Source organism: Thermoflexus hugenholtzii JAD2 (assembly GCF_900187885.1).
In the GTDB taxonomy this organism is placed as follows: domain Bacteria; phylum Chloroflexota; class Anaerolineae; order Thermoflexales; family Thermoflexaceae; genus Thermoflexus; species Thermoflexus hugenholtzii.
In genome coordinates this window covers 167537-187577 of the sequence record NZ_FYEK01000003.1, presented here as the reverse complement: position 1 = coordinate 187577, position 20041 = coordinate 167537, and the positions used below count along the sequence as shown (strand labels likewise).

The window sequence follows — 20041 nt, the reverse complement described above, 5'->3', positions numbered from 1 at the left end:
GCTTTCGAATCCCGAAGGGTTTCGCCATGTCCGAGCCCTATCCATCCCGGCTGGAACCGGAAGCGCTGGACAGCGTGGCGGTGTTCCGACCGCCTCCGCCGCCTCGTCCATCCCCCACCCTCCGTCTTCTCCTGTGGGGCTTCTTCCTCTTTCTGGCCTTCCTGGGGCTGGGGTATCGCCTGTATCAGCTCCAGATCCGGGAGGCCCCTCGCTATCAGGCGTTGGGGGAGCGCAGTCGCCTGCGGGTGATCCCCCTGGAGGCCCCGCGGGGGATCCTGCGGGATCGCCAGGGCCGTCTGCTGGTGCGTAACGAGCCTGCCTTCCGGATCCTGGTGGTCCCCGGCGATCTCCCGGAGGAGCCGGAGGAGCGGGAGGCCATCCTCCGCCGGCTGAGCGCCTGGCTGGGCATGCCGCTGGAACGCGAGGAGGCCTCCGCCCGCGGACAGCGCCGCGAAGGGCTCCGGGAGCGGATCGAGGCCGCCGCCCGGGAGGCGCCCTTCCGCCCGTTGGTTCTGAAGGAGCCGGTGGACCGGGAGCTCGCCTTCCGGCTGATGGAGGAATCCGTCCGAATGCCCGGCGTCCGGGTGGAACCCTTCCTCGAGCGCCGCTATCCCAGCGGGGCGCTGACCGCCCATGTCGTGGGCTTCATCGGTCGGATCCCGGCGGAGCAAGCCGGGCGCTATCAGGCGGAAGGGTATGATCTGGCCACGGACCGGGTGGGCCTCAGCGGCCTGGAGTATGCGCTGGAGCGCTGGTTGCGGGGCGTGAAGGGCGCCCGCTATGTCGAGGAGGACGCCCGAGGGCGTCCGGTGCGAGTGCGGGCGGAGATCCCGCCGCAGCCGGGCGCTCAGGTCACGCTGACCCTGGATCTCGACCTGCAGGCGGCGGCCCGGGCTGCGTTGCAGGCCAAGCTGGACGAGCTGAACCGCATCGCCGGACGAGAGATCACGCGGCGGGGGGTGGCCCTGGTGATGCGGCCGGCCACCGGGGAGATCCTGGCCATGGTCAGCCTCCCGGACTACGACAACAACGTGTTCGTCAGCCCGGATCTGCCCCAGGCCTATCCTCGCTTGCTGGAGGATCCCTTCGGGCCGTTGCTCAACCACGCCGTCGCCTCCCAGTTCGCGCCGGGATCCTCCTTTAAGCCCATTGTGGCGGCCGCCGCCCTCCAGGAGGGGGTGATCACCCCGCGGACCCGCCTGTTCGATCCCGGGGAGATCCTCATCCCCAACCGGTATTACCCCAACGATCCCGGGATGGCCCAGCGCTTCTTCTGTTGGCTGCGCTCCGGACACGGCTGGCAGGATGTGGTGGATGCCCTGGCCGATTCCTGCAACGTCTTCTTCTACAAAGTGGCGGGGGGCTATGACGTGCCTGGGGAGCCGGTCTTCGAGGGGCTGGGGATCGAGCGCCTGGTGCGCTATATGCGGGCCTTCGGCCTGGGGAAACCCACCGGCGTGGAGCTGCCCGGGGAGGCGGCTGGGCAGGTGCCGGACCCGGAATGGAAACGCCGCACCTTCGGGGAGACCTGGTCCACCGGTGACACGTATAACCTGGGGATCGGGCAGGGGTATCTGCTGGTGACCCCGTTGCAGTTGCTGAACGCCATCAACGCCATCGCCAACGGGGGGACCCTCTACCGGCCCCTCCTGGTCCGGGAGATCGCCGACATCCAGGGGAACATCATCCGATCCTTCCAGCCGGAGGTCATCGGCCGCCTCCCCATCGCCCCGGAGCACCTCGCCGTGGTCCGGGAGGGCATGGTGGCGGCGGTGGAACGGGGGACCGCCGTTCGGGCCCAGATCCCCGGGATCCGTGTCGCCGGCAAGACCGGGACGGCGGAGTTCTGCGACGACCTGGCGCTCCGGATGGGGCTTTGCGCCGGGCGGCGGTTGCCCAGCCACGCCTGGTTCGTCGCCTTCGCGCCGGCCGAGGCGCCCGAGATATCGGTGCTGGTCTTCATCTGGAACGGAGGGGAAGGTTCCCAGAACGCAGCGCCGGTGGCCCGTCAGATCCTGGAGGCCTACTTCCGGCGGTGAGCGGCGATGGCCCCGTGATCCCTGAGGACAGAGGGACTTCCCATGTGGCGCGCGGTGTTTGTCTCCCTGTCTCGAAACCGGACCCTGAAGCATCGGGTCATGCGCTGGGGGTTTGTATGGCGGGCAGCCGCTCGCTTCGTGGCGGGCGAGACCCTCGAGGACGGCATTCGAGCCCTCCGGGAGCTGGAAGCCCAGGGGATCCGGGGCATCCTGGACCATCTGGGGGAGAACGTGGAGTCCCCGGCGGATGCCGAGCGGGCGACCGAGGATTACCTGCTGGCCCTGGACCGGCTGGCGGCGCTGGGGCTGCGTCCCCATCTGGCCGTCAAGCTGACCCATCTGGGGCTGGACATCGGGGAGGCGCTCTGCGAACGGAACCTCCGGCGCGTGGTGGAGCGGGCGGCCGAGGCCGGGACGGTGGTGGAGATCGATATGGAGAGCAGCGCGTATACCGAACGGACCCTCGCGCTGTATCGGCGGCTGGCCCCGGTTTATCCCAACACCCGGGTGGCCATCCAGGCCTATCTCTATCGCAGCGCCCAGGACGTGGAGCGTCTGATCGAGGAGGGGATCGCCCGGATCCGCCTGTGCAAGGGCGCCTATCAGGAGCCGCCCCACATCGCGTATCCGCGGAAGCGGGATGTGGACGCCAGCTACATCCGGCTGATGGAACGCCTGCTTTCGGCAGAAGCCCGGGCGCGGGGCGCCTTCATCGCCATCGCCACCCATGATGAGCGGATCATCCGGCATGCGCTCCGGCGGATCGAGGAGTGGACGGTGCCGCGGGAGGCCTTTGAGTTCCAGATGCTCTACGGGATCCGCCGAGACCTCCAGGTGATGCTGGCGCGCCAGGGGTTCGTCATCCGGGTATATGTGCCCTACGGGACCGAATGGTATCCCTACTTCATGCGCCGCCTGGGCGAGCGTCCGGCCAACCTCTGGTTTGTGGCGCGCCATCTCATCCGCCCATAGCCGCGCGTTGGGATCGCCGGATCGTCCGGGGCGGGGAGCGCGGCCGGCGATCCTTGCCCCTTCGCGGATCGATGGCTGTGACTCTTGCGTCATCGAAGACCAGGATTCTTCCGGAAGATCGATGAGGTTTCCAGGGCAAGGCATGATGCGGCCGGTCGTGCGGATGGGGATCGGATGGTTGTGCCTCAGCCTGGGGCTCCTCAGCCTGGGGCTGACAGGAGGGATCCTGCGCGCCCGCTGGCGGGGGACCATCGCCGGGTTCCCCCCGCCGATCCCCTGGTCGGGCGAACCCCGCGTGGGCCTCAACCTCTACCTCTTCGGACAGAACCCCGAAGATCGCCATCGGGATCTGCAGCAGGTCCGCGGGTTGGGCATCTCCCGCATCCGCGTCTTCTTCCCCTGGTCGGCGATCCAGCCGACGCGGGATCGCTGGGACTGGTCCGAGGCAGACCAGGTGATGGCCGACATTCGGGCCGCTGGCCTGGAGCCGGTGGTGGTGCTGGGGGGCAGCCCCGCATGGGCGGCGCGACGGATCGGGCCGATGGCCCCGCCGCTGGATCCGGAGGATTTCGCCCGGTTCGCCGGGGCCTTCGCCGCGCGCTATGGCTCGTGGGTGCGGTTCTATCAGATCTGGGACGAGCCCAACCTGACCATCGGATGGGGCGGGGGCGCTCCGGATCCCGCTGCCTATGCCACCTTGTTGCGAGCGGCAGCGGCCGCGATCCGCGCCGCGGACCCGGACGCGGTGATCCTCCTGGCGGGCCTGGCCCCCACAGTGGAGCAGGGCCCGTGGAACCTGGCGGACTGGCTGTTCCTGGAGCGGCTGTATCAGCTGGGCGCCCGGGAGTCCTTCGACATCGTCGCTGCCAAGCCCTACGGCTTCGACACCGGACCGGAGGACCGCCGGGTGGACCCGGAGGTACTGAATTTCTCCCGGGCGATCCTGCTGCGCGAGGTCATGGTGCGATACGGCGATGAGGGGAAACCCCTCTGGGCCAGCCACTGGGGCTGGAACGCCCTGCCGCCGGGCTGGAGCGGTCGCCCTTCCATCTGGGGGCAGGTGGACGAGGCCACCCAGGCCCGTTACATCCGGGAGGCCGTCGAGCGGGTCCGGCGGGAATGGCCCTGGATGGGGACGATGTTCTTAGAGAGCTGGCGCCCGAATGTGCCCCCCGACGATCCCTACTGGGGGTTTGCGATGGTCGATCCCCGCGGGCGGCTCCGGCCGGCGGCGGAGGCGCTGCGGGCCGTCGCAGACGAAGCGGTCTTCACCCCCGGATACTACCCGGCGGCCATCCTGCAAGCGGACGGATCCGGCTATGGGCCGCCGCCGGGCGCGCAGTATGAGGGCGCGTGGCGCTTCTCCGCCCTGGGAGCGGATATCGGCCGGGAGGAGGGGGATCGCCTGCGCTTCACCTTTGAGGGGACCGGGCTGGCCCTTCGCGTCCGGCGGGGAGGGTATCGCGCCCATCTTTACGTGTCGGTGGATGGGCAGCCGGCGAACCGGCTTCCCCGCGACGCCCGCGGCGCGTATTTGATCCTCACCTCCCCCGATTACGCGACCCCGGAGGTGGTCACGGTTCCGGTGGCCGAGGGTCTGCCCTACGGGCTTCACACCGTTCGGATCGAGGCCGAGCGGGGCTGGGGGCAGTGGGCATTGGTGGGCTGGAGCATCGCGGGGGTCGGGCCGGATCCACTCCGGTATCGCCTCGCCCTGGCCCTGAGCCTGCTCGGGGTGGGGATGGGGGGATGGCTGCTCGTCACCGGACTGGTTCGGGCCCGTCGGCCTCCCCTGCAGGAGATCCTGCAGGCCATCGCCCACCGGCTGGGCCTGTGGGGCGCGTGGGGGCTCTCCGGGCTGGTTTACGCCGGGATGTGGTGGATCTCGCTGGAGCCATGGGGGCTCCGGCGCGCGGGGGAGGTGGGGTGGCTGGGACTGGGGCTGGCCCTGAGCGGGCTTTTCTATCTGGCCCCCCGGGTGGCCCTCACCGCCCTGGCGGCGTGCCTGCTCCTGATGGTGCTGATCCGACGCCCGTCCCTCGGCCTGGCGCTCACCGCCTTCTGGGCCCCCTTCTATTTGTATCCGAAGCCCTTCTTCCAGAAGGCGTTCCCGATGAACGAGCTCATGCTACTGCTCACCGCGGCCGCCTGGATCCTGCATCGCGGGATCCGCTGGGGGAGGGGGGAAAGGGGGCGCTGGGCCTGGGAGCCGGCCGATCGCTGGATGCTGATCTTCTTCGGCGCGGCCACCCTGAGCACTGCCCTGGCGGCCTTCCAGCGGGTGGCCTGGCGGGAGTGGCGCCTGGTGATCCTGGAGCCGTTGCTCTTCTACTTCCTGGCCCGGGCGATGCGGCCTTCGCGGGCGGAATGGGAGGCCGTGCTTCAGGCCTTCCTGCTGGGAGGGATCGGGGTCGCCGGCGTGGGCCTGCTCCAGTGGATCACGGGGACGGGGCTGATCACCGGAGAGGCCGGGGCGCGCTGCATCCGAGGGCCCTACGGTTCTCCCAACAATCTGGCCCTCTATCTGGGGCGGGTCTTCCCGTTCCTGCTGGCCCTAACCCTGAATGGGAGCTCCCGGCGCGGGCGCCTTCTGGCCGGGCTGGGCCTGCTGATGGTGGGCGCCGCGCTGATCGGAACCTGTTCGGAGGGAGCCGGGTTCCTGGGGATCCCGGCGGCCTTGATGGCGATGGGCGGGCTGTGGCTGTGGGATCGCTGGGGAGGGCTGTCACGAGGGGTCCGCTGGGGGCTGATCCTCATGGCGGTGGGAGGGATCCTCCTCTTCGCCGGAGCGCTGGCGCCGCGCATCGGGGAGGCCCTGGCCCGGCGCGCCGCCACCCCAGGCAGCACCGTCTTCTTCCGCGCCCGCCTGTGGGCCAGCACCCTGGACCTGATCCGCGAGCATCCGCTCTTCGGGGTGGGGCCGGACAATTTCCTCTACTGGTATCGGAGCCGCTATATCCGTCCAGACGCCTGGCAGGAGCCCAACCTCTCTCACCCTCACAACGTCTTTCTCGACTTTTGGGCGCGCACGGGGCTGCTGGGGCTGATCGCCGGGCTGGCCTGGCAGGTCCTGTTCTGGCGTCGGGTCGTCCGGGCCGGGATCTCCGGGGATCCCTGGCGCTGGGGGGCCGCCGGGGCGATGGCCGATCTCCTGGGGCACGGTCTGGTGGATCACGGCTTTTTCCTCATCGATCTGGCTCTGGCGTTTATGATCATCTTCGGCACGGGCCTTGGGATCGCCGAGGGATCGCCCCGCTCCGAGCGCCCCCGGCCGGTGAGGATCCACAAGGCGATCGTTTACCCGGAGGGCCCGTAGAACGCCGAGAGCGAAAGGATCCCTCCCCGCAGCTCCATCCACGCCCAGGGAATGCCCTTCCAGCTTCGCTCGCGATAGGGGACGGAGGAGCCATCGATGCGCACTTCATGGAGGCGCCCGCCCGGGATCTCCAGGGGGAGGGCCAGGGTGAGACGAGCGGGGGCAACGGGGGAGCGGATCCGCAGATGGAGCGCCTGCCTCTCGGGATCCCAGTGCACCTCCTCCAGCTCCGTCTGATCGCGGGCCTCCACGAACTCCAGCCAGCGTTGCGCGGACCAGATCGGAATGCCCAACCCGACGGCTTCGTCCAGGATCCCCTCCAGCCAGCGGGCCTGGGTCTCGGCGGCCTCCCCGCCGATGGCAAACGGATCCACATGGGCCTGAAGGGCGAGGGCCTCGCCCTGCTCCACACCTCGGCGGATGAGGGACCTGGAGATCTCCAGGGCGATGGGAAGCGGAAACTGTGGCGCCTGCGGCCAGGTCCGCCCGATCAGCTGCTCATCGACCAGGGCGGTGAGCTGCTGGTAGATGTTCAGGACGCGGCCCTCTTCGTCAACGAAACGAATCGGAAGCCCGCTGCCGGTGAAGTAGCCGAAGACCCACTCCCCGTCTGGCTTTCGAAACATCGGTCCGACATGATAGAAATCCAGGTTCATCCGGATCCCACAGGCGGCCTGGAATCGTGCGGTCTCCACCCAGCCGCTCCACAGGACCCGATGGGTGCGCACGGTAGGGGGGACCGGACGGTAGCCCATCCCGGTGAACACTTCGTAGTAGCGCCGCCAGCCAGCCTCCAGGCCTTCTTCGACATAGGGGTGGAGCCCGAACTCGTGGCCACGGGCCCGCCAGCGCCACACGTGATCCGGCAGGACGACATGTGCAGCCGCTTGATCGACCCAATCCCGCAGACGATGCCATGCACGCTGAAGACGATTGCGGGGCTGCGGGGCGTAATACACGCTGAACGTCCCCCCACGCGCCTCCACCCGGCGGAGGACTTCTTCCACCGCCGACGGAGGCATGTTGTGGGCATCCCCGGTCGCCACCAGGATCCCCGGGGCACCGTCCGGAAAATACCAGATCCGTGGGAGCGGGAGGCGGTCCAAGAGCATCCCGGTGATCATCCGGCCCAGCAGCCGCATCAGCTCGTCCGCCTGGGGGATCCCGATGCGGTCCAAATCGATCCAGCCGTCGAAGAGCTCATGGGCCCGCAGGCCATGGAGCCCATCCCGCTCCTGATGGGCAAGATCGGGGTTGCCCTGACGGGTCAGGGCAATGCTCCAGGCCGGATCGAAGGCCCAACACCCGGCCTGGCCCTCTCCGAACGGATACAGGGTCACAGCCGGGAAGGGTAGATCCCCGGTCTTCCCGGCCAGGAAGGCGACGACCTCCGCGCCAGCCGGCCGGTAATGATCGGCCACGCCGTGGAATTGGATCGTCTCTCGAGAGAAACCCCGACCCAGGGGATGCTCCGGGCGGATCCGGATATACCCTTCGGCGGTCTGACCGGAGGTCGGCTCCAGCCCGAAGAGATCCGCCAGGTGAGAGGGCGGCCGCATGGCGAGCAGGCGGCCGCCCCGGGCGACGTAGCGCCGCAGCGTCTCCCCGTGGACAACCTCCAGAGGGCCCGCGCTGAGCACCACCATCAGGAAGCGCTCCAGGATCTCCATGCGTAGGGCCGAAAGGGAGGCCGCCCGGAACGCGTTCAGGCCCTCCGCCCGCAGGATCTCCGCGAGATAAGCCCCGGTGGGAGGATCCGCCTGTTCGTTCGTGATCAGCAGGATCGGAGCGGGACGACTGCTCAATGGCCACCGTCGATCCGGCGGCTCGGCAAAGGGAGCGCGCACAGGCAGAGGCTCTCCGTCCGTGTCCTCCCACAGGCGGTAGCCGCCGAGGGCTCCTACTGCCGCTACGGTGAGCCCCGCTGCGCTGCTCATCTTCAGGAACTGGCGTCGGGTGATGGAACCCATACACGACCTTTCATCTGGATGGGGGCCGGACAGCGCCGGGAGCGCGGCCGGCCCCCGATGTCTCTCATCCGCCGCGCATAACCAGCGGCAGGAACAGGCGGAGGCGAACCTGCGTCTGGATCTCCGCGGAGGCGGGTGTAGGGTCCACCGCCCGCGAAACGGCCTCAACCCGGACGCGGATCTCCGGGCTGGTCCACCGCTCGACCCGCACGCGCAGCCGGACCGTGGCGTTCTCTCCAACCGGGAGATCCCCGAGGGCGCAGGAAGCCTCTACACAAGAGCCCAAGGAAGGCGTCGCGTCCAGAACCTGCACACCGTCGGGCAGGGTGAGCGTGACCTGCACCCCTGGCGCCAGGGAAGGACCGGTGTTGGTCAGAGCCAGGGTATAAGTGACCACCTCGCCAACGAAGACGAGCTCCGGCTCCCCGGAGAGGAGGAGCTGCAGATCCGCCTCCCCTCGCACCTCGGTGGAAGCCAGCGCCTCGTTGTTCTCGCTGTTCGCATCCGGGGTCCCCGCCCGAACCTCTGCCTGGGCGATCAGCACCGTGCCTTCAGGGACCTCTGCTGGCACGGTCCCGGTGACGAGGAGCGTCTGAACAGCTTCTGCTGGCATGGTTCCCATAGCACAGATGATTCGGTTCCCGTCCTCGTCCAGACTGCAGCCGCTGATCGGGGTGAAACCATTCACCTGCCATGAGATAGGCAGGGTCAGCGTGAGGACCACCCCCTGCGCGTCGGATGGCCCGGCGTTGGTCAGGGTAAGGGTGTAGGTGAGGAGACGTCCCGCCACCACCGGATCCGGCTCATCCTGCAAGGTCAGGACGAGATCGGCCTGGGTTTCGACGGTGGTGGTTTCGCTGGCGGTGTTGTTGTCCAGGTTGGGGTCCGGGGTGGTAGCAGACGCCTGGGCGGAGAGGGTCAGGCTTCCCGCCGGGGTGCCGGCGTTGACCTGGGCGCGCAGGAGAAGAGTGGCAGTCCCATCCGCCGGCACGTCCCCCAGGGTGCAGGTGGTGCCGGCACAGGATCCCTGGGAGGGGAAGAGACTGAGGACGGTCAGGCCGCTCGGAAGGGTGAGGGTGATCTGCACCCCTCGGGCATCCGAGGGGCCGGCATTAGTCAGGGTCAGAGTGTAGGTGAGCAGATCCCCTGCCATCACCGGATCGGGCTCGTCCCGAATCGTCAGACTCAGATCCGCCTGGGTCTGGACGGTGGTGAAGGCGGTCGCCGTGTTGTTGGCCGTGTTCGGGTCGGAAGTAGGGGAGGTGGCCTGGGCGATGGCGGAGAGGATGGTGCCCGGCGGGATGTTGCTGCTGATCTGGGTGGTGACAGTAATGCGGGCGATGTTCCCGGCGAGGAGGGTGCCCAAGGTGCAAGTGGTGTCGGCGCAGGTCCCCTGAGAGGGGATCCAGGCGATGGGCGTCACGCCGTCGGGGAGGGCAAGATCGACCGCCACCGACTGGGCGTCGGAAGGCCCGGTGTTGGCCAGGGTGAGGGTGTAGGTGAGCCACGCTCCAGCCAGCACAGGGTCAGGGGCATCGTTCATCGTCAGGGCCAAATCGGCCTGAGTTTGGACGGTGGTGGTTTCGCTGGCGGTGTTGTTGGCCGGGTTGGGATCCGGGGTGGTGGCAGACGCCTGGGCGGAGAGGGTCAGGTTCCCCGCCGGGGTGCTGGAGTTGACCCGGGCGCGCAGGAGAAGAGTGGCAGTCCCATCCGCCGGCACGTCCCCCAGGGTGCAGGTGGTGCCGGCACAGGATCCCTGGGAGGGGAAGAGACTGAGGACGGTCAGGCCGCTCGGAAGGGTGAGGGTGATCTGCACCCCTCGGGCATCCGAGGGGCCGGCATTAGTCAGGGTCAGGGTGTAGGTGAGCAGATCCCCTGCCATCACCAGATCGGGCTCGTCCCGAAGCGTCAGGCTCAGATCCGCCTGGGTTTGGACGGCCGTGGAGACCGTCGCGGTGTTGTTGGCGGGATCGTCCGGGGTGTCGGTGCCGACGATCACCTGGTTCGCCAGGGTTCCCTCAAGGGTATTGCTGTTCACCCGGACCCGGATATTGACCGTGGCGACGCCGCCCGGGTTCAGGGTCCCCAGGTTGCATGTGAGGGTGGTGCATGTGCCCTGGGAAGGCGTGGACGTGATCCACGTCACCCCGCCGGGCAGCGTGTCCGTCACCCGCACGTTCTGAGCCGGGAGCGGCCCATTGTTCGTGATCCGGACAGTGTAGGTCAACTCGTTTCCTGCGAGGACGGTGTCCGAGGATGCGCTCTTGCTCACCACGAGATCCGCCAGCTCTGAATATCGCAGCGCCACCTCTTGCACCTCAGGGGACTGCATGGGATTGGTGGTGCTCATTTCCACGCGGTATTGCAGATATCGTGCGAAGGCCAGTGTGGAGGGGATGTTGTTTGGGCCCGCCGGCAAGGGATCCGACCAGTTCGACCAGGTCACACCGTCCGCAGAGGTGCGGACGCGGAAGAGGAGGGTTGTGCCTGGCGGCATGACTGCGTTCCATGCGAGGGTATCCCAGCGGACCTTCTGGCCGGCGTCCTGCGGGCACGAGGTGTAGGTCCCATTCCCCACATACTGGCCAGCGCGCACCCAGTCGATGTCGGTGGGGGTGGAGCCGTAAAAGGAGGGGGTCTGATGATACAGGAACACCCACGAGGTGACCACCAGAGTGGGGGATGGAATGGTGGTTTGCAGAACCCCGTTGATGTAATAGCGGGTGGCCTCGGGTTCCCACTCGATGCGGAAGACGTGGAACTGTGTCTCATCAGGATCCGGGATGTCCACATCCGCGATCGGCCCATCGCCATCCCGGGCTCGCACGATCAGGTTGTTGATGTCGCCATTTCCTAAGATGAACAATCGGATGGAGCTGGTGGGGGTGAATGGGTTGTATGCAGGGCCGACCTCTCGGTAGAAGCCCAGATCCGGTTCGCCAGAGGTGTTGGGCATCCGCATCAGCCGGGCCCGAGCCTCGAAGAAGCGGGGGAGCTGGGTCATTGTGAGGACCGAGCGCAGATACATGCCATCCAGGGAGACCAGGCCGTTGGCCAGTGTGATGGCTTGATAGGGGCCTGCCGCCGGGTTGGAGATGCTGATCACCCAGCGTGCCCCATCGATGGCGGTGCCGTCGAAATCGTCCTCCACACTCGCAGTGAGGTGTAACTCCCCTCCCTCCGCGTTGCCGACGGAGATGCCGGTGGAGATGGCGCACCCCACGGCGAAATCCGCCACACGGGTGTGGGTGATGACGCCGGTCCCCTGCGCCCGGGCGACCGGGACGGGCGTGCCGCTCAGGATCCCCAGCGCGCCGATCAAGAGGGCCAGGAGGATCCCGGCCAGGAGGAAGGTTAACCCGCCTTGGCGAAGCTGTCGCATTCCTCTCATTTTTTCCTCCTTTCAGGACCGTGAGGCTGAAAGCGGGACATTCTGGACAGGCATCCGGGCGTAAGGGCCGAGGGGTGGGAAGATGCGGTTGAAGGGCCAGCGGCCCAGCAGGCGATTCACCCCGGTCTCCATAACCGCTGAAAAGATTACGATGAACACAGTGGCTGCTCCGATGAGGCTCATGCGAATCGGCAACGGCATGTGGAATGGCCACAGCCAGATGATCAGCACCCAAAGGAGAGGCTGATGGAAGACCATCACCCCATAAGAGAAGACACCGACCTGTGAGAAAAGCCACGCCACGCGGGGCCAGCGGGGCAGAAGGTCCCGGGCTGCCAGGGCCAGGAAACCGCTCACCGCGGGGGTGACCAGGAGCGGCGCGATCACAGCCCCCGGCCGCGTGAAGGAGAGCCCTATCCCGCACCCATACAGGAGCAGGAGGGCCAGCCTGGAGCGCAGCGAGCACAGCCAGCCCTGGACCCGCGCCGGGTCCCCCGCCGCCCACCAGGCCAGGATCATCCCCAGGGCGAACTCCCCCAGACGCGAGGTGAAAAGCAGGCCCCGGGACCACATCTCGGGGTCCACGGGCAGAAGGAAGAAGCCGATGGCCCGGCTGAGCAGGGTAAGAGCCAGCGCGCCCAACCCGAAGCGGATAGCCCCCCATCGCTTCAGGGCCTCCCAAAGGAAGGGGAAGACCGCGTAGAGCTGCATGATCAGGACGATGAACCACCATGCGGGTGAGATGAAATGGAAAACCCCGGGCAGGAACCGGAGCCCGAGCAGGCTGAGGGCGAAGCGGGGATCCAGCGGAGAGAACGGCCGCCAGCCCGCCAGGTTGTTGAAGACCAGGAAGAACAGATGCCCGGCCCAGTAAAGGGGGAACAGGCGCAGGAAGCGCCGCAGGTAGAAAGCTCGGCGGTCCAGGAGGGCGGCCGGGGAGCGGCTGACCAGCGCCCAGGTGAGGCCGAACCCGCTGATCACCAGGAACACGCCAGTGCCCTGATATCCCAGCCAGCCCGCATAGCGGAACAGGTTGGCCAGCAGGAAAGCCACCGGGTTTTCCTGAGGGATGGGCTGGAGCTGCGCGATCCGGGCCGCCGGATCCGGCCAGTCGCTCCGAGGGTGGGCGAACCAGGGTGTCCCGTAGATGGCGATGGTGATGTGATAGAGCACGATCATCAGGATCGCTAGGCCCCGCATCGTGGGGAGCCAGGGCAGGCGGGGGGCTCCGGGCGTCGAAGTGGGAGCAAGCGACATTGCCGAAATCGCCTCCTGTGATCTACTCCATCCCCAGGAGCCAGCGCGCATGGCGAGTGGCCACCTCCAGAGCGGATCCCAGGACCGCGGGATCCATTGCGCCCTTTAGGAAGGTGAGGATCGGGCCGGGGCGCAGGGCCCACTCGCGGAAGGCCCGCTTCTGCCAGTATTCCAGCCGTTCCGCCGGCAGCCCGGGGTAATCCAGGACCGTCGAGCGGTCCATATCCACCTCCTCCCAGGCTGTGCCGGGGCGGAACCAGTTGTTCTCCACCACCTGGAAGAAGAACGGGGTCCCGGGGTAGGGCGCGGCGATGTGGAAGAGGGCGAGGTCCAGCGGCAGCGACTTGGCGAACTCGATGGTCTGCCGGATGGTCTCCTCGGTCTCCCCGGGCAGGCCGATGATGAAGTAGCCCCAATTCTTGATGCCCGCTTCCTTCGCCCAACGGAGAGCCTGCGGAGCCTGCTCCAGCCGATACCCCTTGCGCACGCCCTTCAGGATCTGTTCGTTGGCCGATTCGATCCCCCAGGAGATCAGCCAGCAACCAGCCTGGGCCATCTTGTGCAGCATCTCCCGATCCACGTAGTCCACCCGGCTGTTGCAGGTCCACCGGATCCGGATCCCTTCTCGGATCAGGAGATCGCATAGCCCGACCACCTGCTCCCGGCTGATGGTGAAAAGATCTGCATACATGTGGATGTTGCGGATCCCCAGGTCCACCAGCTGGCGGATCTCCTCCACGATGTTCTCCGGGGAGCGGAGGCGGATGGAGTATTGATAGCTCACGTGTTTGATGCAGTAGGTGCATCCCGCCGTGCAGCCCCGACTGGTGACGATGAAGGTGTAAGGCCCACGGATCAGCGGGGCCCGGTAGTGATAAAGCGGCAGCAGGTGGTGCAGGGGAAGCGGCATATCATCCAGGTTACGGATGAAGGGGCGATCGGCGTTCACGCGGATCTCTCCGTTGTGCCGCCAGACCAGCCCCTTAATGCGCGCCAGCTTCTCCGCCAGCGGCCACTCCCGGGCCTCTCCTTCGTTCAGAGGAAACCACTCCGGGTCGCTGTCCTCGAAGAGCCGCCGCATCCGGCCCTCGGGAACCTGTCCTTCGAGGGTGTCGATGAGCTCCCGCAGGGTGAGCTCCGGCTCCCCGCGCAGCACGAAATCGAGGGCCGGATAGGCCTCCATGGTAGGGATGGGCATGGGGGTCACATGGGTACCGAAGGCGATGGTCCTGGCCCCCAGGCTGCGGGCCAGGAAGGCGCCATACATGTCGTTGGTCAGCGTGGGGGCAGTGACCTGAGTGATGTAATACTTCGGCTGCTTGCGGCGGAGCAGATCTTCGAACTCCTTCCAGTCCATCCGCAGCGCGATAGCGTCCACGATTTCCACGCTGTAATCGGGGTGGAGCATCGCGGCCATCTGGGCCAGGCTCACCTGGGGCCAGATCATGTTCTCCCGGGAGCGACGCCCGACCCGATGCTGGCTGCGGATCCAGACCGCTCCATCCGGGGAGGGAGGGTTCACCAGCAGCACATCCACTGCCTCCGGCGATCGCGGCCGGCGCAGCCGCTGGATCACTGGGCTCGCATCCGGGAAGCGCGGCGCCGGCAACGGCGGGATCCGTCGCGTCCCCAGGTTGCGCCGCAGCTCCTCCTCGCCGACGACCGGAACCTGTGTTCGTGTCGCCACCCCTGACTCCTTTCCTTGACAGAAGGAATTCCATCCCTTATGGAGGCCCGGTGTGCAAGATCATTGGCATGAATACACGGTAGCGGAACCGAGTTAGGACCTGGAGGTCAAATTGTTTGGAATTCGTATGGGGATCGGTCTCCGTCGTGGCGGATCGGGCCTGGACGTTGAGGCGGGCGATCCCAGTGAAGTCTGGATCCACGCGGAGCCCGATTCGAAACACGGTCTGTCCTCCGGGGGAAAGAGCGTCCAGATCCCAGCGCGTCCCTGACATATTTGCGCATGGAGGGGCACAGGTCTCCAGCGTGAGACTTGGCGGCCATGAAGCTTCCAGCTGCACGGTCCGCGCGGTGCTGGGCCCTGTGTTTTCCAGGACCACGGTGAAGGTGATCGGCTGGCCGGCGATCACGGGGTTCGGCTCCACCTGGCCGGACAGGATCAGATCAACGAGCGCAGTGATCGAAGCGGTTATGGTGAAGCGGGTCTCCCCCTGCAGCACGGTTTCGGTTGAAGAAACCTCTGTGGGGACGGCGAACTCCCCTAATGCCTCCGGCTGTAGATCCAGAGCGCCGGTCAGGATCCGCGCCTGGCCAGGCAACAGCCGGTCTATCCACCAGCTCAACGCGGCCGCCTCAATCTGGCATGGGGATGGGCTACATGTGCGGGTAGTGGCGAAGGGCGGAAGCACGGAGCGGACATTCAACCCCCGCGCTTCTGTCGGCCCGGTGTTCGTCAGGATAAGGGTCAGGGTCACCGGCTCGCCGGCCACCGGGGACGCCGGGCTCCATCCCCCGCTCCCCTGAATCCAGGCCACCGGTGGGAGCGTCGGCGTGGGACTGGGCCTCGGACTCGGGGTCGCTGTTGGAGTCGGGCTCGGCTGGGGTGTGAAAGTTGGCGTGGGGCTTGGAGTCCCAGTGGGCGTCGGGCTGGAAGTGGGCGTGGACGTCGGGATAACGCTTGGGCTGGGGCTGGGTGTGGGCGTTTGCCCCCCGAAGGAAACCTCCAGCCCATAAGAGCCAGGGCTCAGAAGAAGGAAGACCCCCGGGATCCCCCGGAGCGTTTGAGGCATGAGCGGAACGAGCTGGCCATCCACACGGGCTTCGCGGACTTCCCATGTTCCAAAGCGCTGCGGAAGCCAGAGCGTATGAGAAAAGGAAAGCGTGGGCGTGCTGACAAAGGCGAACGAGAGGCGCCCTGAGGTCTCATCCCATTGCACATCCTGAATTCGCGCGGCATCCCGATTGAGCACATAATCCAGCCATTGGTCCGCGGTCCAGATCGGCATGCCGCGAGATCGTGCCGCCGCCATAATCGCCTCTGCCCACGGCCGGATCTCCCCCTAGTTGTAATAGTCCACGTGGAAGTTGGCCACAAAGGCGGAATAGTAAGCGTTGAGCCCTGCGTCCATCATGGCGATGACCTGATCCGCATCCCGACGCCAGTCCGGGTAAAAAGGCTGAGCCATGTATTGCTCGTCCACGATGTTGGTCAGCTGCTGATAGACCGGCAGGATCTCCCCATTGAGATCCACAAAGCGCATGGGGAGCCCGCTCCCGGTCAGATACCCATGGGCCTGGGTCCCATCCGGGCGTGCGGTCACGTCGCCGCGCATGTAGTAATCCAGGTTTAGGGGGAAACCGAACTCCGCGTGCACGCGTGCGTTGCCCACCCAGCCGGTCCCCATCCGGATCTGGTGGGTGCGGATGGTGGGGGAAAGCGGCGGGCCGTAGCACCGCAGGAAGCGATCGCGGGTGCGCATGGTGCTGGTCCGGAAATCCCTGAAGTCGTTCCCCCATTCATCCGTGCCGACATAAGGATGGATCCCAACGGTGTGTCCGGCTGCCCGCCATGCGTTCACCGAATCGGGCGCAGGCGCGCTTGGGCATGAATCGAAGTTCAGAGTGAGGAAGAACGTCACACGGGCGTTGAAGGACTCAATGCTGGCAAGCTCCCCTTCGTAATAGCTCTGAGGGTTCCCATGGGCATCCGCGGTGAGGATCAGGAGGCTGAGGACGCCGTTCGGGAAATACCAAAGCTGAGGCATGGGAGCGGCTGCAGCCAGGCCCTCCCGGATCAGCCGCGAGAGCAGCCGCATTTGCTCATCGGCTTGAGGGATGGCGATACGCTCCAAATCGATCCATCCGCTGAACACATCGGTGGTGCGAAGGATCCCATCCGGCTCCCGATCTTGTCCCACCCAGTCTGGATTCCCCTGGCGGGTCAGGGCCACGCTGCGGGCCAGATCGTAGCCCCAGAACACTGCCCATCCGTTCCCTCGGGTCACACGCCCGATGGCTGCGAACCCGCTGTTCGTATCCCGATCCTGATAAAACCAGGCGATCACTTCCACCTCATCCGCGACATAAAGATCTCCCACCCCATGAAACTGAAGGCTCTCCGTGACCAGCCCCTGAACAAGCGGATGCCCCGGCTCAAACCGGACGTAAGCCTCCGAGAGGGTCCCGCCGGTGTTCCAGCCCATAGCAGCTCGCAACTCCGGCGAGGGACGCATGGCGATGAGACGACCTCCGTTCCACACGTAATCCCGTAGGATCCCGGCCTGCGTCGTGTTGAGGGGGATCTCGGCCACCAGAAGGACCGGATACATTTGCAGGAGGGTGGGGGAGAGGGAGGAAGGGGAGACCACATCGTAAGCGACCCAGCCCTCCGCTCGGAGGATCTCAGCCAGATAGGGTCCGAAGGGGTTCGGAGCCCCTGGATCCGTCAGGAGCGCCAGCCGGACGCCGCCTCCGCCTTGCGCTCGTGTTCTGAAGGAGGGGGGCAGGAACAGCAGAATCCCCAGCATCAGAGCGCATCCCAGCCATCCGATCCCGATCCAGCGAGATCTGCGAATGGAAATCATGGCTCCCTCACCGAATAGCAGATGAGGTCCTCCCACGGACACAGCGGCTTGCGGGACATCCGCCCCAGGAGGTTCGGAGACGCAGGCCTGAGGTCAGGGCGAGGGCGGATGAGCTGGAATGCCACACGCCAGTGGCCCGCCGGCAGATCCAGTCGCAGGCGTCCCCCGATGGCCCTCACCTCCCGCCGGACGAGTTGCGCTCCTGTCTGCTCATCGAACACCTCCACCCGCACCCGTGAACCCACCGGATACCAGACCGGCGTGATCACCGTCAGCGTATCCTCGGTGCGAACGACGAAGCCCTGCGGCGTGACCTCCCGGACCTCCGACCACGCGTCCGCTCGGGTCCTAGCCATCGTCATCCCATAAACCGTGCGGCTCCGGGCCATCGCGAACCGGTAAGACCACGGATAGGGGATGGATCGGGCTCCCCGAAAGATCGGCACCAGATATTCGAAGATCCGTGCGATCTCCAGGGATGAGACCTCATGCCCCAGACCGGGGATCTCCTCCCAATGGTGGGGATACGCCAGGGCTTCCAGGGCCTCATGCATCCGCCGGCTGTGAGCCGGGTGGACCTCCGGGTCCGCCCCGCCGTGGAAGATGAGAAGGGTCAGCCCCTTCAGGTTCCCTGCCAGCTCTATCGGGTTATCCGCCCCAACCCGAAGGGGATCAGCTCCGGGTGGCCCGTAAACGGCCCGCAGTGCAGTGGAGTCATGGCGCGTGAGATCCAGAACCCCCGCGATGGAGACCGCCGCCGCGAACTGGTCTGGCCGATGGGCCGCCAGGGAGAACGCGCCCTTCCCCCCCATGGAGAACCCCACCAGCGCCCGCCCCCCCGGATCCCGCCGCACTGGGTAGCGGCGTTCCACCCAGGGAAGGACCCCCTGGAAGAACCAGTCGTAGAACGACACCTGCCAGGCGGATCCTCCGGGCCATGGGAGGCCTGCATAGATCGAGTAATACGAAGGAACTCCATCATCCTCCCCCTGCAATGCCACCAGCATTACATGGGCCGCGTCAGCAGCCTGCTCCAGGTCCGTCCGCTCCCACATCCCCAACCCCATCGCCCATCCGGAGAGCAGATAGATGACCGGGTAGGGCGCGTGAGCTGGGAACCCTGCTGGACGATAGATCCGCACCTCCTGGGCTTCCCCCCGCCAGGACACCGTCCAGCTCTCCCAGCTCCCGGCGGCCGGCGGGCTGGCCCATGCCACGATCTCCAACCTCCCGGGTGCCAGCCCGATGGCCATCCCCAGGATCCACCATCCGATCCTCCGGATCCCCTTCCTCGCTGTCCCCATCCATCACCTCAACTCCCTTCCGGCGATCCCGCGCTACCGATCCGATGCGCGCTGGATCAGCGGAAGATAGGTTCGGAACTCAACCGCCCGAGTGGTGAACCCCAGGCCATCCCCGGGGGTCCAGTCGCTGCTCCCCCCGGCGTTCGCCGATCGCACCTGCAGGCAGTAAAAGACCCCGGGGCTCAACGCGTCCAGAACCAGGGAATGCGTTCGCTTTAGCTCTGAATCGGACAGGGATCGGCTCCACGACCCGCAGGCGTTCCCCCATCGGACCTCGCTGGTGGCCTCCACATCCGTGGTCCAAGTCACCACGGCGCTCGTGGCCAGAGGGAAGACCACCGGTCCCGAGAGGATCACTGGTGGAGGAGGGGTCGAGAAGGGAGTGTCGGAGGAATAAACGGGTCCGGGTGAGCGATCGATGAATCCATAGCGGCACATCCCGGGGTTCATGCCTGTGGCATCCGTCACGGTGTCCCTGCATGGGCCCTCCGGCCCCTCATCGAAATGATAGAGGGCCACGGTGTCCTCGTCCGGTGTGAACGGGGCGCGGGGCGGGGTGAACTCCCCCTCATACCGGATGATCCGGGAGATCCGCACCTCGTCGATCCATCCGCTATAAGAGGGATAGGTGGTGCGATCCACGTCGTGCTTCTCCGCCCCGATCACCAGATAAGGATCGTTCGGATAGCTCGTGCTCCGGCCGTCCCGATACCGGATGTCGCCCGCGGGCCCCCAGCCGGTCGCATCCAGCCTTCCGTCCACAAAGATCTGCATCCGCCCGTCGCTCCCGCGCCGGGTGACGGCGATGTGATGCCAGTTTTCATCTGCCACAAAGATGGATCCGCACAGGGTGAATCCGTTTCCTCCCCGGTTCACTCCGAAAGCGATCTGTCCCCCGGCCAGGGAGATCCCGTAATCCCCGTAGTCGCCCGGCCCGAAGACATCACGGTCGAAGAGGATGTTGCCGAAGATCCAGAGGTCCCCCTCCGCCGACAAGCACGCCGAGCTGGGGTTCTCTTCCTGCAGCGCTTTCATCCACCATTCGATGGTGAGATCCCCGCCGAGGTTGATGGATCGCTCCTCCACCGGGATCTTCACCCGATCGATGTCCCCGCCCCCGTTCCCATAGAAACGAAGGGAGAAACCCCCTGCTCCCTGCGCCGGATGCTCGATTCTGATGAGAGGAAAAAGCCATGCCAGCAACAGAAGGATCTCCCATCCCCGGACACGCAGCCGGCGAGG

The 20041-nt window shown here is 66.6% G+C and carries 11 protein-coding genes; 3 read left to right on the top strand and 8 right to left on the bottom strand.

The features are described 5' to 3' along the window. The first annotated feature begins 26 nt into the window (after window positions 1-26). The 3 genes from mrdA to CFB18_RS01375 all read left to right on the top strand — a co-directional run bounded on the left by mrdA (window position 27) and on the right by CFB18_RS01375 (window position 6327). Window positions 27-2039 (top strand): penicillin-binding protein 2, encoded by a 2013-nt coding sequence (gene mrdA, locus CFB18_RS01385; protein ID WP_088570015.1) that lies wholly within the window; start codon window positions 27-29, stop codon window positions 2037-2039. 42 nt (window positions 2040-2081) lie between these two features. After that, window positions 2082-3011 carry a proline dehydrogenase family protein gene (locus CFB18_RS01380; protein ID WP_088570014.1) on the top strand — a complete coding sequence of 310 codons (930 nt, stop codon included), beginning with the start codon at window positions 2082-2084 and terminating at the stop codon, window positions 3009-3011. Between the two features lie 121 nt (window positions 3012-3132). Beyond that, window positions 3133-6327, top strand: a complete 3195-nt coding sequence (locus tag CFB18_RS01375; RefSeq protein ID WP_159461514.1) for an O-antigen ligase family protein — start codon at window positions 3133-3135, stop codon at window positions 6325-6327. Here CFB18_RS01375 and CFB18_RS01370 read toward each other — a convergent pair. The 8 genes from CFB18_RS01370 to CFB18_RS01330 all read right to left on the bottom strand — a co-directional run bounded on the left by CFB18_RS01370 (window position 6309) and on the right by CFB18_RS01330 (window position 20002). Then, the gene (locus CFB18_RS01370; RefSeq protein WP_088570012.1) at window positions 6309-8297 is read right to left on the bottom strand and encodes a twin-arginine translocation signal domain-containing protein; all 1989 of its coding nucleotides are present in this window, start codon (window positions 8295-8297) and stop codon (window positions 6309-6311) included. The two genes, CFB18_RS01375 and CFB18_RS01370, sit on opposite strands and share 19 nt — an antisense overlap. Before the next feature lie 64 nt (window positions 8298-8361). Next, window positions 8362-11679 (bottom strand): DUF11 domain-containing protein, encoded by a 3318-nt coding sequence (locus CFB18_RS01365; protein ID WP_159461513.1) that lies wholly within the window; start codon window positions 11677-11679, stop codon window positions 8362-8364. Window positions 11680-11700: 21 nt separating this feature from the next. Continuing rightward, window positions 11701-12945 carry an acyltransferase family protein gene (locus CFB18_RS01360; RefSeq protein WP_159461512.1) on the bottom strand — a complete coding sequence of 415 codons (1245 nt, stop codon included), beginning with the start codon at window positions 12943-12945 and terminating at the stop codon, window positions 11701-11703. A gap of 22 nt (window positions 12946-12967) precedes the next feature. Next, the gene (locus tag CFB18_RS01355) at window positions 12968-14632 is read right to left on the bottom strand and encodes a B12-binding domain-containing radical SAM protein (protein WP_088570009.1); all 1665 of its coding nucleotides are present in this window, start codon (window positions 14630-14632) and stop codon (window positions 12968-12970) included. 37 nt (window positions 14633-14669) lie between these two features. Beyond that, entirely contained in the window at window positions 14670-15446 is a 777-nt protein-coding gene (locus CFB18_RS01350) for a COG1361 family protein (protein ID WP_088570008.1), read from the bottom strand. Window positions 15447-15971: 525 nt separating this feature from the next. Beyond that, complete coding sequence (locus CFB18_RS01340; protein WP_143597464.1) at window positions 15972-17438, bottom strand: hypothetical protein; 1467 nt, start codon at window positions 17436-17438, stop codon at window positions 15972-15974. Between the two features lie 53 nt (window positions 17439-17491). Then, on the bottom strand, window positions 17492-18799 hold the full coding sequence (locus CFB18_RS01335) for an alpha/beta hydrolase (protein ID WP_088570005.1): 1308 nt from the start codon (window positions 18797-18799) through the stop codon (window positions 17492-17494). 33 nt (window positions 18800-18832) lie between these two features. Then, a complete protein-coding gene (locus tag CFB18_RS01330; protein ID WP_200808021.1) occupies window positions 18833-20002 on the bottom strand; it encodes a LamG-like jellyroll fold domain-containing protein in 1170 nt (389 codons plus the stop codon). Window positions 20003-20041: the final 39 nt, after the last annotated feature.